Raw genomic sequence first — 15,408 nt, forward strand, 5'->3', positions numbered from 1 at the left:
CAGCGCGGCGGAGGTTAGCTTCCCCCTGTCGCCCGGCCGCAGGCGGCGGCGAGCGCCGAGAGGGAGATCGGCTTGTCCACCACCGGCGTGTCGCCGTGGTCGAACGCGTCGGGATTGCCGGTCACGTAGACGACCGGGATCCGGCCGAACGCGGCCCTGATCCGCTCCACCGCCTCGGCGCCGGTGCCGCTGTGGATCCTGTAGTCGGCGGTGATCAGATCGGGCCGGTTCGACGCGGCGAAGCGCATCGCGTCGCCCGGAGAGTCGGCGATATCGAAGGTCCGGTACCCGAGATCGGAGAGCAGAGCCTCCAACTCGAGCGCGATAATAGGCTCGTCCTCAATGATGAGAACGTGACCACCCGACACGTCCACGCGACTCACCCGCCGATTGCACCCTGCATCTGAGGGTGGAGTGATCGCTACGGCGATGCAAGCGTCGGATAGCCGACTTATCGACCTTTCGTCGAGCCCAACCCCGCGAGCAGCTCGGAAACGGCGACGTCCAGCTGCCGGTCCTGTCCGGACAGGGTTTCGCCGAGGGCGCGCTCCACCGTCACGTCGACCGGCCTGGGGGCGCCTTCCATGTCGCGTCCGTCGGCGCCCTGGATGCGGATGAACGGCACGCGCAGCACCGATCCGTCGATCAGGGTCCGGGCGCCGGTGTAGATGATCCAGCCCGCCGTGGGCGTCCCCACCACCTTCCCGAGGCCGAGCGTCCGGTAGCCTTCGGTGAAGTCCTCGGCGTCGGAGAGGGACGACTCGTTGGTGACGAGAATGGTGGGCAGGCCCAGGGCCCGCTGCCCCAGGTTCTGCCGGCTGGGCAGGCCGAAGAGGTCGCGCGGGGTCATGGTCAGGAAGTTGCGGCGGGCGAACACGTCGAGGACATAGCCGTTCACGAAGCCGCCGTTGTTGTTGCGCACGTCGATGACCACGCCCTGCCGGCCCTGGTTCTGGGCGTCGAGGTCGATGTAGAGCTGGTCGAGGCTGGTCGAGCTCATGTCGCGGATGTGGACGTAGCCCAGCCGTCCGCCGCTGGCCTTCTCCACATAGGCGCGCCGGCCGTTCACCCACTGGCGATACAGCAGGCCCGCCGCGACCCCGGGCGTCACGGGCCGCACCACCGCCTCGCGCGAGGTTCCGCCGCGCGCCATGGTCAGCACGGTGCGGTCGCCGGCCTTGTCCAGCAGCAGGGCGTCGAGATTCACGCCGGCGCCGAGCGGCTTGCCGTCGACGGCGGTCAGCACGTCGCCCGGCCGGATCGAGCCTTCGATATCGGCGGGGCCGAGGGCGACCACCTCCCGCACCACCAGCCCGCGGCCCGCCTCGTAGGCCTCGCGGTCGAAGCGCAGGCCGAGGTCGCCGACGCGGGCGGCCGGGACGGCGCCGAAGCCCTCGCGCGGCGGGTTGATCCCCGAATGCGAGGCGTCGAGTTCGCCGATCATCAGATTGATCACCCGGCGCAGTTCGTCGGGGGTGCGCGCGCCTTGCGCGAACGGCTCGAAGCGGCTGCGCAGGGCGGCCCAGTCCCGGCCGTGGAAGGCCGGGTCGTAGAAGGCCACGTTCAGCGTCGACCAGGCCTCGTCGAACACCACCTGCTTCTCGGCGTCGAAGCGCACGACCATGTCGGCGGTCACGGCGATGAGACGCGGCTTGGGGGTCATGAGCGGCGTCGCGCTGATGCGGCCGCCGTCCAGGTAGTAGAGTTCCTTGCCGTCGGGGCTGAAGGCGTAGTCCTGCTTGGGCCGCCGCCCGCCGGTGACCTGGGCGGGGACGGCCGGCTCCTTGGCCAGTTCGTCGAGGCTGTAGCGGTAGAGGTTCTCCTGGCCGCCCAGCGTCGCCCGATAGACCAGCGTCTTGCCGTCGGGACTGATCACCGGCTCGTCGACCGAGCCGCCCAGCGGGATAAAGCTGGCCCGCTCGCGGATGCCCTCGAAGACGATCCGCACCTGGGGGACCTTGTGGGGCTCGGGGGCGGCGGCCTGGGCCGGCGGCGGGGCTTCGGGCGGGGGCTCGTCCTCCTCCTCGGCGGCCTTGGGCGGCGGAGCCTTGCTGCGCGGGCCGGCGGGCGCCGGATTGTCGGCTGGCGCGCGGAACAGGTCGCGGAAGGCGTCCTCTCGGTACTTCGGCGTGTGCGGCAGCAGGTCGATCCGCACCATGCGCGAGTCCTCGCTGCGCTGGGCGCTGTCGAACACCAGATACTGGCCGTCGGGCGACCAGGCGATGCGGTCGGCGGCGGCGCCGTTGGCCAGGAAGCTCACGGGCCGCGCTTCGCCGCCCGCGGCCGGGACCACCCACACATTGCGGAACGAGCGGCGGTCGGTGACGCCGAACGCCAGCCACTTCGAGTCGGGCGACCAGGCGACCCGCGAGTCGTTGCGGTCGATCGCGCCGGTGAACACCACCTGGTCGCGGCCGGGCCGGCCGTCGCCCAGGGTCAGCACGTGCAACTCCCGGGGACCGTGGAAATAGGCCAGCATCTTGCCGTCCGGCGAATAGACGGGCGCGGCGTCCAGCCCGCCGGCCTCGGTGAGCGGCCGGGCCTTCTGGCTGGCGAAATCGTATTCGACGACCCGCCGCGCCAGCCCCTCCTCGGCGACGAAGGCGAGGCGGCGGCTGTCGGGAGACCAGGCCAGGTCGCCCTCCGCGCCCTCGGTCTCGGTGATGCGCTCCGCCCGCCCGCCGTCCTTGGCCGGGGCGGCGAAGACCTCGCCATGGGCGATCACGGCCAGCTTCTTGCCGTCGGGCGACAGGGCCAGGCCCGCGAAGCGCGTCTCGGCGAGGCGGCGTTCGCCGGCGGCGGCGGGCGCGCCGCGCAGCACGATCGGCACCCGGGCCGCCGCGCCGGTGGCCGGATCCGCTTTCCAGATCTCGAACCCGCGTTCGAAGACGATGGCGCGGCCGTCATAGGCGATGGAGGGGAAGAGCACGCGGCCCTCGGTGAAATGCGTCACCGCCCGGGGCTGTGCGCCCGGGTCGAGCGACAGGCTCCACAGGTTCTCGGCCCCGCCCTCGTCGCTCATGAAGTAGAGGGTCCGCCCGTCCGGCGCCCACATGGGCCACAGGCGCTTGGAGGTGGCGCCCAGCAGGCGGCGGTAGGGCGCGTCGGCGGCGACGCCCTTCAGCCAGAGCTCGGCCTCGTCGATGTGGGAATGGCCGTTACGCCACCACTGGGCGCTCGAAAGGCCCTTGGCCATCAGGGCGATCGACGCGCCATCGGGCGACGGGGCGGCGTCGAACTCGTTGAGGTAGCGTTCGCGGCTGACCTCCAGGGGCGTGCCGCCGGCGGCCGCCACGCGGAACACGTCGTTCTGGCGGGCGACGTCGTTGGCCGGCGAGGAGAAGTAGATCCACCGGCCGTCGCGCGACCAGGCGTCGAGCTGCTCGGCGGCGTCGGACCAGGTGAGGCGGCGGATGGCCCCGGTCGCGAACGTCAGGACGTAGAGGTCCGGCGAGCCCGCGCGGGTGGAGGTGAACGCCAGTTCGCGCCCGTCGGGCGAGTAGATCGGCCGGCCTTCGGTGGCCGCGTCGGTGACCAGCAGGCTGGCCGCGCCGCCGCCCGCCGGGACGGTCCAGATGTCGCCGCCGGAGACGAAGGCGATCTCGGCGCCGTCCGGCGAGAGCGCGGGCTCCGACAGGGTCGGCCTCGGCTCGGCATGGGCGGCCGCGCATCCGGCGAAAACGGCCGCGACGGCGGACAGCAGGCGGCCGATCAGGCGGCGTTTGGGCATGGACGGTCCCCACACGACTTGGCCTGAGAATCGTAATGGCGGCTCCGCCACGACGCCAGCGCCGCGGCGTCGCCCACTGGGAAGCGCCGCCCGCGACTCGCGCGTCAGGAGATTCCCGTCCGAGGACGCGGCCTCGCGAGGCCGATCAGTCCTTGGCGCGTTCCTGGTAGGTGCCGTCTTCGGTGAGGACGACGATCTTGGTGCCGGTCGAGATGTAGGGCGGGATCATGACCCGCAGGCCGTTCGAGAGCACCGCCGGCTTGTACGACGACGAGGCGGTCTGGCCCTTCACCGACGGTTCGGTCTCGACCACTTCGAACACCGCCGTGCGGGGCAGTTCGATGGCGATCGGCACGCCCTCGTGGGTGGAGAGCTTCACCGTGCAGCCGTCCGTCAGATAGGGCGCGCTGTCGCCGATGATGTCCTCCGAGGCGACGACCTGGTCGTAGCTCTCGGGGTTCATGAAGTGGAACCCTTCGCCGTCCTGGTAGAGGAAGGTGTAGTCGCGGTCGTCGACGATCGCGCGTTCGACCGTCTCGGTGGTGCGGTAGCGTTCGGAGATCTTCACCCCGTCGGAAATGCGCCGCATGTTGAGCTGGGTGACCGGCGTGCCCTTGCCCGGATGGATGTTCTCGGCGCTGAGCACGACGTAGAGCTTGCCTTCGAGATCGACGACCGCGCCCTTGCGCAGCGAGCTGGCGGAAACTTTCAAGTGTGGCCTCGATGATGCGGCGGACGGCCGTTAAACCTATCCGCTGATGAAATCTTCGTGGCGCCCCTATAGCGATGTGCGCCGAAATCTCCACCCCCCAGCCGGTCGCAAGCCGTGAACACGCCTTCTGAAAGCCCCTGGTGGTCGCCCCGGCGGCGGGCCGATCGGGCGCCGTTCCTGAAGGCGCGGAGCCGGATCACGCGGGCCGTGCGGGACGGGTTCGAGCGGCAGGGATTCGTCGAGGTCGAGACGGCGGCCCTGCAGGTCTCTCCCGGCAACGAGGCGCACCTGCACGCCTTCAGGACCGAGGCGCTGACGACGGCCGGCGAGGCGCGGCCGATGTACCTGCACACCTCCCCCGAGTTCGCCTGCAAGAAGCTGCTGGCCTCCGGCGAGGAGCGGATCTTCACCCTCGCCAAGGTGTGGCGCAACCGCGAGCGCGGTCCGCTGCACCACCCCGAATTCACGATGCTGGAATGGTATCGCGCGGGCGCGCCGTACCAGGTGCTGATGAGCGATTGCGCCGCGCTGCTGGCGGCCGCGGCCGAGGCGGCCGGGACCGATGTCCTGCGCTTCCATGGGCGCGAGGCCGATCCGTTCCGCGAGCTCGAGCGCATCACCGTCGCCGAGGCGTTCGAGGCGTTCGCCGGCATCGGCCTGCTGGCGGCGCTGGACGATCGCGACGAACTGGCCGCCCAGGCCCGGGCCGCCGGGGTGCGCGTCGCCGCCGACGACGTGTGGGCCGACATCTTCAGCCGGGTCATGGTGGAGAAGGTCGAGCCGCGGCTGGGGCAGGGCCGCGCCACCATTCTCTGCGAATATCCCGTCTCCGAGGCGGCGCTGGCGCGGCCCAAGTCGGTCGACCGCCGCGTGGCCGAGCGCTTCGAGCTCTATGCGTGCGGCGTGGAGCTGGCCAACTGCTTCGGGGAGCTGACCGACCCCGCCGAACAACGCCGCCGGTTCGAGATCGAGATGGACGAGAAGGAGCGGGTCTACGGCGAGCGCTATCCGCTCGACGAGGACTTCCTGGCCGCGCTCGCCCAGATGCCGCCGGCCAGCGGCGGGGCGCTCGGTTTCGACCGGCTGGTGATGCTGGCCACGGACGCCGCGCGAATCGAACAGGTGCTTTGGACGCCAGTCGCATAGCAGCGCTATCCAACTTGACTTGAGGCTTGGCTTCACGGCCACCTTTCGAGGTGTCCAGGTTGGGTCTCCTGAATTGGATCCGTCACTTCAGCGTGCCGGTGCTGGTGCTGCTGGTGGGCGCTTGCGCCACCGCATTCACGACGGTTCAGCTCCTCGTCGTCGCCGCGGAGCAGGACAACGCACGCCTGCGGCTTGAAGCCGACCTGGCCGGAAGCACCCTCCAGCAGCGGCTGGATTCGAGCGCCGCCCTCCTCCGCGGGGCCGCGGGCCTCTTCGCCGCCAGCGACGAGGTGACCGCCGACGAATTCTTCGCCTATGTGGACCATCTGCGGGTGAAGAGCCGCTATCCGGGCGTCCTGGCGATCGGCTACGCGCGGCGGGTGCGCGGCGAGGCGGGGCGCGAGGCGTTGGTGGCCGACCTGCGCCGCCAGGGAGCCGCGGGCTTCCACGTCTGGCCCGAGGGGCGGCGCGACGCCTACACGCCGGTCGTCTATCTCTGGCCGCGGAGCCCGGCGAACGTCCAGGTGATCGGCTACGACATCTCGGTCGAACCGAAACGGCGCGAAGCCCTGACCCGCGCGCTCACCGCCAACGACCTGGCCCTCTCCGGCGTCGTACGGCTGGCGCGCCGGGACACCGACAACACGCCGGACGGCGTGCTCATGTACATGCCGGTGGGCGACAAGGACCCGTCCAAGGCGGGGTTCGTCTACGGCGCGCTGCGCACGGACGCGCTGTTGGAGACCGTCTTTCCCGCCCGCCCGGACCGGCTGGTGGACATCGTGATCCGCGACGGGAGCCCAGGGACCGGAGACCTCCTTTACCGGACCGCCGCCCGCGATCATCCGCGGCTCTCGACCGTGCGCGAGGTCCCGGTCGCGGGGCGGCGCTGGACGATCGAAGTCAACACGAGGCCGGCGTTCGAGGCGCGAAGCAACCGCGATCTGGCGTACTGGGCCGCCGCCCTCGGCGCCCTCTTCACCCTGGCCCTCACGGCGGCCGTGTTCGCCCAGGCCCGCGCCGGGCTTCGCGCGGCCGAGGCCCGCAACGCGCTCGCCGACCTCAACGCCAGCCTCGAGGACCGGGTGCTGGCCCGCACGCGGGAGCTGGCCGGCGCCAACGCCGTGCTGCGCGAGGAGATGGTCCGCCGCGAGGCGGCCGAGAGCCAGATGCGCCAGATGCAGAAGATGGAGGCGATCGGCCAGCTCACCGGCGGCATCGCGCACGACTTCAACAACATGCTGGCGATCATCGTGGGCAGCCTCGACATGGCGCGCCGGCGGCTGACCGACACGGACGCCCGCGTGGCCCGCTACATCGACAACGCCTCGGAAGGCGCCCGCCGCGCCGCGGCGCTCACCAGCCGGCTGCTGGTCTTCGCCCGCCGCCAGCGGCTGAACCCGGAGCCCCTGGACGTCAATCGGCTGATCGAGGGCATGACCGAGCTGCTCAGCCGCTCGCTGGGCGAGCGCATCGAGATCCTCACCCGCCCGGCCGACGATCTGTGGCCCGTGCACGCCGACGCCGCCGGCCTGGAGAACGCGCTGCTGAACCTTGCGGTCAACGCGCGCGACGCCATGCCCGATGGCGGCCGCCTCGTCATCGAGACCGAGAACGTCGCGGGCGGCGCGCCGATGTCCGGCGACCATGTGAGCATCCGTATCGTCGACACCGGGAGCGGCATGCCGGAGGCGGTGGCCGAGCGGGCCTTCGAGCCCTTCTTCACCACCAAGGAAGTCGGCAAGGGCAGCGGCCTGGGCCTCAGCCAGGTCTACGGCTTCGTGAGCCAGTCGGGCGGGCGCGTGACCATCGAGTCCGGCGTCGGCCACGGGACCACGGTGACGATCTGGCTCCCGCGCTGGCGCGGCGAAGCGCCCCACGCCGAACCCGCGGACGCGGTGGCCGACGCGCCGCGGGCGCGAGCCGGCGAGTCCGTGCTGGTGGTGGAGGACGAGGCCGAGGTGCGGCGCTTCTCCGTGGAGGCGCTGCGCGAGCTGGGCTATGCGGTGCGCGAGGCGGCCGGCGGCGCCGAGGCCCTGCGCCAGCTCGCCGACGGCGCGCGGACGGATCTTCTGTTCACCGACATCGTCATGCCGGGCATGACCGGCCCCCAGCTCGCGGCCCAGGCGCGCGCGGCGCGGCCGGACCTGAAGGTGCTCTACACCACCGGCTACGCACGCGAGGCGATGGACGAGGACGGCGAAGGCGAGGTCGCCGGCGCGGTGCTGGGCAAGCCCTTCACCGTCGAGCAGCTGGCGCGCAAGGTCCGCCAGGCGCTGGACGGCGAGGCGGCCTGACCGGCCGCCGCGTCGCGTGATCTTGGCGGGCGTTTGCGCTATGGCGGCGCCCCATGCCCGCCGCGCGAACCCTGCGAACCATCCAAGACCTGGCCGACGCCGGCCTGGTCGCGCCCGCGCGCGCCGCCGGGCTGGAGGCCGTGGCCGCGCGCTACGCCGTGGCGATCACGCCGGCCCTGGCCGAGGCGATCGGCGACGCCGACGACCCGATCGGCCGCCAGTTCATCCCCACCGGCGACGAGCTGGTCCAGGCGCCGGAGGAGCGCGCTGACCCGATCGGCGACGACGCCCACAGCCCGGTCGCCGGCGTCGTCCACCGCTATCCCGACCGGGTGCTGCTGAAGGCCAACCACGCCTGCGCGGTCTACTGCCGCTTCTGCTTCCGCCGCGAGATGGTCGGGCCGGACGGGGTGCGCCCGCTATCGGCCCGCGAGCTGGACGCGGCGATGGCCTACATCGCGGCCGATTCGGCCATCTGGGAGGTGATCGTCACCGGGGGCGATCCCCTCATCCTCTCGCCGCGCCGCCTCGCCGACCTGATGGCGCGGCTCGCGCGGATCGAGCACGTGAAGATCGTGCGCTTCCACACCCGCGTCCCGGCGGTCGACCCCGGGCGGGTGACGCCCGAGCTGGTCCGCGCCCTGAAGGCGCCCGGCAAGACCACCTGGGTGGCGCTGCACGCCAACCACGCCGACGAGCTGACGCCAGCGGCGGCCGAAGCCTGCGCGCGCATCCTGGACGCCGGAATCCCCATGGTCAGCCAGACGGTGCTGCTGAAGGGCGTCAACGACGACGCCGCGGCGCTGGAGGCCCTGATGCGGCGGTTCGTGGAGCTGCGCATCAAGCCCTACTACCTGCACCACCCCGACCTGGCGCCCGGCACGGCCCATTTCCGGTCGACCCTCGGCGAGGGCCAGGCGCTGATGCGGGACCTGCGCGGCCGCGTCTCGGGCCTCTGCCAGCCGACCTATGTGCTCGACATCCCGGGCGGCCACGGCAAGGCGCCGGTGGGGCCGTGCCATGTGGCGGACGGGACGGTCGAGGACCCGTGGGGCGAGCGCCACGTCTATCCGCCGGCCTGACCCGATCGCGCCCGCCCCGTGCATCCGGATCGTTCCGGATGCGTTGTAGAGCTTGGACGGGGTTCGCCCGCCGTGTGGCTGGAAAGCGACAGGCCGGGCCGTGATCGCGCCACACGCCGGTGGCCGGCTGGGGATGAGCCCGGCCGGCGTCGTCTAACCCGGCGTCGAACACGTAGATGCCTTCAAGGGCGCGGCGAACGCCGGCCGAGGGGAAAGGTTGAGCGAGCGTATGGGCAGTTTCGGCTTGCGGGCGCGCGTGGGGCGACGCCTGGTTCTCGCCGCGATCACGCCCCTGGTTCTCGTCGTGTCGGCGCAGGCCCAGCAGCCGGCGGCCGCGCCGTCGGCGACGCCGCCATCCGCCAACGCCCCGGCGCTTCCCCTGCCGCCGCCCGCCGTCCCGCCGCTCACCGCCGAGCAGGCGCAGACGGCCCTGGCCGTCCTGCGCGCGGCCGACCAGCACGGCCTGCAGCCCGCCGCCTACCTGCCCAAGGGGCTCACCGAGGACGCGGCGCTCACGCCGGCCCAGATGGCGGCGCTGGCCGACGGCCTCGCCCGCTATGCCCATGACATCCATGTGGGGCGGCTCGCCCCGGCGCGGTTCCCTTCGCTCTGGGCCGTGCGGCCGGCGCCCTACGATCCGGCGCCCGACCTGGCCCGCGCCCTGCTGGAGGGCCGCCTCCAGGCCTGGCTCGACGGCCTGCCGCCGCAGTACGCCGGCTACTACGGGCTGAAGACCGGCCTCGCGCACTATCGCGACCTCGCCGCCGCCGGGGGCTGGGAGCCCATCGCCTCGGGCCCGAAGCTGGATCTCGGCGTCACCGACCCGCGCGTCGTCGCCCTGCGCGCCCGGCTCGCGGTGGAGGACGCCGACGTCGCGGTGGAGGGCGAGGAGTTCGACGAGGCGCTTGAGGCCGCCGTCCAGCGCGCCCAGCGCCGGTATGGCCTGAAGCCCGACGGCGTGGTCGGCCCGGGCACGCTGCGCGAGCTGAACCAGCCGGTGGGCCAGCGCGTCCTGCAGATCATCGCCAACATGGAACGCTGGCGCTGGCTGCCGCCGACCATGCCCGCGACGCGCGTGCAGGTGAACTCCGGGGCGGCGGTGGTCACCCTGTTCCAGGACGACAAGCCGGTGATGTCGATGAAGGCGGTGTCCGGGCGGCCGGGCGACGAGACGCCGATGCTGGCCTCGGCGATCCACTCCATCGTCATCAACCCGCCCTGGAACGTGCCGGTCGGCATCGCCCAACGCGAGCTGTGGCCGAAGGAGCGGGCCCATCCGGGCTACTTCGAACGCAACGGCTATCGGGTGATCCCGCTGGAAGGCGGCATGAGCCGCCTGCAGCAGGCGTCGGGCGACCACAGCGCGCTGGGCCGCTTCAAGTTCGACTTCGACAACCCGTTCGCGGTCTATCTGCACGACACGCCGGCGAAGGGCGTGTTCGAGCTGTTCGAACGCCAGGCCAGCCATGGGTGCGTGCGCCTCGAGAAGCCCCGGGCGCTGGCCGAGGCCCTGCTGGCCGGCGACGCGACGTGGACGCCCGAGGCGATCGACGCCCAGCTGCAAACCGACAAGACCGTGCGCGTGGCCCTGCCGAAGGACGTGCCGGTGTTCATCCTCTACTGGACCGCCTTCGCCGGGGTGGACGGGCAGATGCAGTTCCGATCGGATCCCTATGGCTGGGATCACGACCTCCTGGTGCGCGTCGGCGTGCTGGGCCAGGGCGGCAAGGCATGAAGGGGTTTTTCCAATGTTGAGGACCGTGCTGTGGATCGCGGCGGCCTGCGCGGCGGTGCTGGTGGCCCTCGGGGTCAGCCGGAGCCTGCACTTCGATCAGGCGACTCCCGCCCAGGCTCCCGCGCAGAAGGAAGCCCCGCCGAAGCCGGACGAGAAGGTCGCCGCGGCCGCGCCGGCGGCCGCGCCGCAACCCAAGGCCCAGCCCAAGACGCCGCCGACGCCGGAGGAGCTGCAGATCCAGGAGGACGCCGCGGCCACCGGCATGACCACGCCGGTCCAGAGCGATCCCGAGAGGAAGGACTGAGCCGGCGCCCTGCGCCCCAGGGTCGCGCGGGCTGTCATATTCGGTTAGGCCGGACGTTCGGAGTCACCACCGGAGCCCGCCTGCCGACATGCGCCATCTCCCAAGTCCCGTGTCCGCCGGATGGCGCGCCCGTCTCGCCGCCCTGGCCGCGGCGTTCGCCATGGGCGTTTCGCCCGCCGTGGCCGCGGCCCCCGACCCGGTGGCCGGCCACGACGGGATGGTGGTCTCCGCCCAGCACCTGGCCTCCGAGGTCGGCGCCGACATCCTGCGCCGCGGCGGCAACGCCGTGGATGCGGCGGTGGCGGTGGGCTACGCCCTGGCGGTGGTCTATCCCCAGGCCGGCAACATCGGCGGCGGCGGCTTCATGACCCTGCGGCTGGCCGACGGCCGCACCACCTTCCTCGACTTCCGCGAAAAGGCGCCGCTGGCGGCCACCGCGACCATGTACCAGGACGCCGAGGGGCGGGTGATCCCGGGGCTTTCCACCGACAGCTGGAAGGCCGTCGGCGTGCCCGGCACCGTGCTGGGGCTGGAAACCGCGCGGGCGAAGTACGGGACCATGTCGCGCGAGGCGCTGATGGCGCCGGCGATCCGGCTGGCGCGCGAGGGGTTCGTCCTGGGGCAGGGCGACGCGGGCGTCTGGGCCCTGGAGCATGACGGCGTGGCCCGCGATCCGGGCATGGCGCGCATCTTCCTGCCGCAGGGCCGCCCCCTGACCAAGGGCGACCGGCTGGTCCAGGCCGACCTCGCGCGCACGCTGGCGCTGATCTCGGCCAAGGGGCCAGACGCCATGTACCGCGGCCCGATCGGGGCGGAGATCGCCGAGGCCAGCCGCGCCGGAGGGGGCCTCATCACGCCGCAGGACTTCGCCGCCTACAAGGTGCGCGAGCTGAAGCCCATCGAATGCGACTATCGCGGCTATCATGTGGTCTCGGCCCCGCCGCCCAGCTCGGGCGGGGTGGCGATCTGCGAGGCGCTCAACATCCTGTCGGGCTACGACCTCGCCGCCATGGGCTTCCACTCGGCCGACGAGGTCCACGTGCTGGTCGAGGCCCTGCGCCGGGTCTACGTCGACCGCAACAACAAGCTGGGCGACCCCGACTTCGTCGCCAACCCCGTCGCGCAGCTGCTGGATCCCGCCTACGCCGCGCGCCTGCGCGCCGGCATCGACATGGCCCACGCCACGCCGTCCTCGACGCTGGGGCCGCCGTCGATGGCGCACGAAGGCCACAACACCACCCAGTACGACGTGCTCGACGCCCAGGGGAACGCGGTGTCGGTCACCTACACCCTGAATGACTGGTTCGGCGCCCACCGGGTGGCGGGCCGCACCGGGATCGTCATGAACAACGAGATGGACGACTTCACCTCCAAGGTGGGCGCGCCCAACATGTTCGGACTGGTCCAGGGCGAGGCCAACGCCATCGCGCCGGGCAAGACGCCGCTCAGCTCCATGAGCCCGACGATCGTGACCCGCGACGGCAAGGTGGCCCTGATCATCGGCAGCCCGGGCGGCTCGCGGATCATCACCATCACCCTGGAGGCGATCCTCAACATGATCGACCACGGCATGAACGTGCAGGAGGCGATCGACGCGCCGCGCGTCCACGCCCAATGGCTGCCCGACGTGATCTATGTGGAGCCCTATGCGCTGTCGTCCGACACCCGGCGGCTGCTGGAAGCGCGCGGCCACGTGCTGAAGGATTCCGGCCACTGGGGCATCGCCGAGGGGATCGTGACCGGCGCGCCGCGGCTACAGGATCGCGGGGAGGAGGCCGGCCGCGTGCTGTCGGTCAGCGGGCCGCCGCTGGCGGGCGCCACCATGTTCGGCGGCCACGACTCGCGACAGCCGGGCGGTTCCGCCGAGCCGGTGCGCTAGGTCTGGAAGCTTACGCGCCGCGCCACTGGCGGACGCGGCCGGTGTCCACGTGGACGAAGTTGGAGCGCGGGTAGAAGCCCACGCCGCCAGCGCCGACGGCCAGGGCCGCGTCGCGCAGCCGGGCCAGGTCGACGCCCTCGACGCGGACGTCGACAGCCTTGCCCAGCGTGTGCTGGCTGTGCTCGGCCACGCCCTTCGACCGGGCGTGCAGCATCGCGTTCGTCGCCGGCGAGCGGTAGCCGGAGATGATCTGGAACGGCCGGCGGGTCTCCAGCCGCGAGCCGATGGCGTGCAGGGCGTCGAAGAGGCCGGGATCGATGAAGTGCTCGGCGCCGTTGCGCCAGTCGCGCATCACCCGCTTCGCCTCGGCCAGGGCGTCGGGGATGTAGGATCCGTTGGCGTAGTAGACCTCGTTGAACGCGTCGCCCGTGTGGAGGTTGTGCAGCACCGCGCGGCGCGGCTCCCAGACATCCAGGCGGCTGGCCCAGGCCGGGGCGGCGATGGCGGAGACGCCGGCGGCGGCCCCGAGAGCGAGCAAATCTCTGCGGCGGACTGGTTTGGGCAAGGGGCGCCTCCGAGCCGTCGTTGGGTGGCGCCAGATTGAGGGTCGAACGGTTAACGTCAACCCTACGTCTTGCGGCTGCGACAGGCGGTCGCCCCCAGGGCTAGAGCCTTCCCGGATCAAGTGGGATCACTCGATCCGGACGAGAAGGCTCGATCTTCAAGAGTGCAGAGCCCGTCCGGGCGGGTGAACCGGTAGCCACTTCACCCTGGCGGGCTCTAGAGCCTTTCCCGTTCAAATGGAACCATTTGAACGGGACAAAAAGGCTCGATCTTCAAGAGTGTAGAGCCCGTCCGGGCGGGTGAACCGGTTCCCACTTCACCCTGACGGGCTCTAGCGGCGCCCAGGCCTTGCGCTCGGCGCCTTTCGCCCGGACAGTCGCGCCCGACCGGGCCCGGGACGAGGCCGGCGCGGGGAGAACGTCATGGCGGAGACGGCGGAGCGCCGGGGCCTGGGCAAGGTGATCGGCGCCAGCATGATCGGCACCACCATCGAGTGGTACGACTTCTTCCTCTATGGCACCGCCGCGGCGCTGGTGTTCAACAAGCTGTTCTTTCCCCAGGCCGACCCGCTGACGGGGTCGCTGCTGGCGTTCGCGACCTATGCGTTGGGGTTCGCCGCCCGGCCGCTGGGCGGGCTGGTGTTCGGCCATTTCGGCGACCGGATCGGGCGCAAGCGGCTCCTGATGCTCAGCCTGATGCTGATGGGCGGGGCGACCGTCCTGATCGGCTGCCTGCCCACCTACGCCCAGATCGGCGCGGCCGCGCCGCTGCTGCTGATCCTCCTGCGGCTGGTCCAGGGCTTCGCCGTGGGCGGCGAATGGGGCGGGGCCGTGCTGATCGTGGCCGAGCACGGCGACGCGGCGCGACGCGGGTTCTGGACGAGCTGGCCCCAGGCCGGCGTGGCGGCCGGCAATCTCATCTCGGCGGCGATCCTGGCGATCATGGCGGCCGTGCAGAGCGACGCCGATTTCCTGGCCTGGGGCTGGCGCATCCCGTTCCTGCTGTCGGTGGTGCTGATCGGCGTCGGCTGGTGGGTGCGCTCCACCGTGGCCGAGAGCCCGCTGTTCCTGGAGGCGCGCGCCGAGGCGGCCGCCAGCGCCCCCGTCGTCGAGGCGATCCGCACGCGGCCGAAGGCGCTGCTCACCGGCGCCGGCCTCAGGGTGGCGGAGAACATCTGCTATTACGTGGTCACCACCTTCGCGATCACCTACGTCGTCGAGGTGGCGGGCCTGCCGCGCCGGCTGGCGCTCAACGCCATCCTCATCGCCTCGGCCGTGCAGTTCGCCGCCATCCCGCTGTTCGCCATGCTGTCGGACCGGATCGGGCGCCGGCCCGTCTACGCCATCGGCGCGGCGGGCACGGGCCTGTGGGCCTTCGCCTTCTTCCGCCTGCTGGATTCGGGATCAACGGTCTGGGTGACCGTGGCGATCATCGGTGGCCTGATCTTCCACGCGGCCATGTACGGCCCGCAGGCGGCGTTCCTCGCCGAGATGTTCCCCACCCGCATCCGCTATTCGGCCGTGTCGCTGAGCTACCAGCTCACCTCGATCGTCGCGGGTTCGCTCGCCCCGATCATCGCCATCGCGCTGCTGCAGGCGACGCATTCGTCGATCTGGATCTCGGTCTATGTGGGGGTCGCCGGGGCGATCAGCTTCGTTTCGGCGCTCCTGGCCCGCGAGACCCGCGGCAAGTCCTTCGCCGAGATCGACGCCGAGGCGTGAACCCCGGCGCCGGCCATCGTCAGTTCTTCAGGGCGTCGCGGGCGGCGTCCTTGAGGTCGCCCACGCCCTTCTGGACCTTGCCCTTCGCGCGGTCGGCCTTGCCTTCGGCTTCGAGACGCTCGTTGTCGGTGGCCTTGCCCGCGGCTTCCTTGACCTGGCCCTTCAGGTCCTTGGCGGTTCCTTCGATCTGGTCCTTGTGCATCCCGCTTATCCTTTCGTTGCGCCCGCGAGGGCTGTT

The 15,408-nt window shown here is 71.7% G+C and carries 12 protein-coding genes; 7 read left to right on the forward strand and 5 right to left on the reverse strand.

Annotated features, from left to right (window positions below; translation table 11 throughout):
- Positions 1-14: 14 nt before the first annotated feature.
- The 3 genes from GC203_RS01050 to efp form a co-directional block, all read right to left on the reverse strand.
- Positions 15-374 carry a response regulator gene (locus tag GC203_RS01050; RefSeq protein WP_293450432.1) on the reverse strand — a complete coding sequence of 120 codons (360 nt, stop codon included), beginning with the start codon at positions 372-374 and terminating at the stop codon, positions 15-17.
- A gap of 77 nt (positions 375-451) precedes the next feature.
- On the reverse strand, positions 452-3,730 hold the full coding sequence (locus GC203_RS01055; RefSeq protein ID WP_293450434.1) for a S41 family peptidase: 3,279 nt from the start codon (positions 3,728-3,730) through the stop codon (positions 452-454).
- Between the two features lie 145 nt (positions 3,731-3,875).
- Positions 3,876-4,442, reverse strand: coding sequence for an elongation factor P (gene efp, locus GC203_RS01060; protein ID WP_293450436.1), 567 nt, complete (start codon positions 4,440-4,442; stop codon positions 3,876-3,878).
- A gap of 114 nt (positions 4,443-4,556) precedes the next feature.
- On the opposite strand from efp, the gene epmA reads away from it, so the two are divergent.
- The 6 genes from epmA to ggt all read left to right on the forward strand — a co-directional run bounded on the left by epmA (position 4,557) and on the right by ggt (position 12,885).
- Entirely contained in the window at positions 4,557-5,588 is a 1,032-nt protein-coding gene (gene epmA, locus GC203_RS01065) for an EF-P lysine aminoacylase EpmA (RefSeq protein ID WP_293450438.1), read from the forward strand.
- 59 nt (positions 5,589-5,647) lie between these two features.
- The gene (locus tag GC203_RS01070) at positions 5,648-7,885 is read left to right on the forward strand and encodes a CHASE domain-containing protein (protein WP_293450440.1); all 2,238 of its coding nucleotides are present in this window, start codon (positions 5,648-5,650) and stop codon (positions 7,883-7,885) included.
- Positions 7,886-7,938: 53 nt separating this feature from the next.
- A complete protein-coding gene (locus GC203_RS01075; RefSeq protein WP_293450442.1) occupies positions 7,939-8,967 on the forward strand; it encodes a lysine-2,3-aminomutase-like protein in 1,029 nt (342 codons plus the stop codon).
- A 217-nt stretch (positions 8,968-9,184) separates the two neighbouring features.
- Entirely contained in the window at positions 9,185-10,702 is a 1,518-nt protein-coding gene (locus GC203_RS01080) for a L,D-transpeptidase family protein (RefSeq protein ID WP_293450444.1), read from the forward strand.
- Between the two features lie 13 nt (positions 10,703-10,715).
- Complete coding sequence (locus GC203_RS01085) at positions 10,716-11,006, forward strand: hypothetical protein (RefSeq protein WP_293450446.1); 291 nt, start codon at positions 10,716-10,718, stop codon at positions 11,004-11,006.
- A 109-nt stretch (positions 11,007-11,115) separates the two neighbouring features.
- On the forward strand, positions 11,116-12,885 hold the full coding sequence (gene ggt / locus GC203_RS01090; RefSeq protein WP_293450448.1) for a gamma-glutamyltransferase: 1,770 nt from the start codon (positions 11,116-11,118) through the stop codon (positions 12,883-12,885).
- A gap of 10 nt (positions 12,886-12,895) precedes the next feature.
- Here ggt and GC203_RS01095 read toward each other — a convergent pair whose 3' ends face one another.
- Positions 12,896-13,450 carry a DUF882 domain-containing protein gene (locus tag GC203_RS01095; RefSeq protein WP_293450450.1) on the reverse strand — a complete coding sequence of 185 codons (555 nt, stop codon included), beginning with the start codon at positions 13,448-13,450 and terminating at the stop codon, positions 12,896-12,898.
- A 421-nt stretch (positions 13,451-13,871) separates the two neighbouring features.
- Between GC203_RS01095 and GC203_RS01100 the strand changes: the two genes are divergently transcribed.
- Positions 13,872-15,170: an MFS transporter gene (locus tag GC203_RS01100; protein ID WP_293450452.1), complete on the forward strand. Its 1,299-nt coding sequence runs from the start codon at positions 13,872-13,874 to the stop codon at positions 15,168-15,170.
- Positions 15,171-15,189: 19 nt separating this feature from the next.
- Here GC203_RS01100 and GC203_RS01105 read toward each other — a convergent pair whose 3' ends face one another.
- Positions 15,190-15,372: a CsbD family protein gene (locus GC203_RS01105; RefSeq protein WP_293450454.1), complete on the reverse strand. Its 183-nt coding sequence runs from the start codon at positions 15,370-15,372 to the stop codon at positions 15,190-15,192.
- Positions 15,373-15,408: the final 36 nt, after the last annotated feature.

Origin of the sequence: Phenylobacterium sp., assembly GCF_016124325.1 — a bacterium.
Lineage (GTDB): Bacteria > Pseudomonadota > Alphaproteobacteria > Caulobacterales > Caulobacteraceae > Phenylobacterium.

Excerpts from the sequence above, each read along its gene's own strand:
- GC203_RS01055 (WP_293450434.1), bottom strand. The coding sequence starts at position 3,730 with ATGCCCAAACGCCGCCTGATCGGCCGCCTGCTGTCCGCCGTCGCGGCC.
- GC203_RS01105 (WP_293450454.1), bottom strand. The coding sequence starts at position 15,372 with ATGCACAAGGACCAGATCGAAGGAACCGCCAAGGACCTGAAGGGCCAG.
- GC203_RS01085 (WP_293450446.1), top strand. The coding sequence starts at position 10,716 with ATGTTGAGGACCGTGCTGTGGATCGCGGCGGCCTGCGCGGCGGTGCTG.
- GC203_RS01075 (WP_293450442.1), top strand. The coding sequence starts at position 7,939 with ATGCCCGCCGCGCGAACCCTGCGAACCATCCAAGACCTGGCCGACGCC.
- GC203_RS01100 (WP_293450452.1), top strand. The coding sequence starts at position 13,872 with ATGGCGGAGACGGCGGAGCGCCGGGGCCTGGGCAAGGTGATCGGCGCC.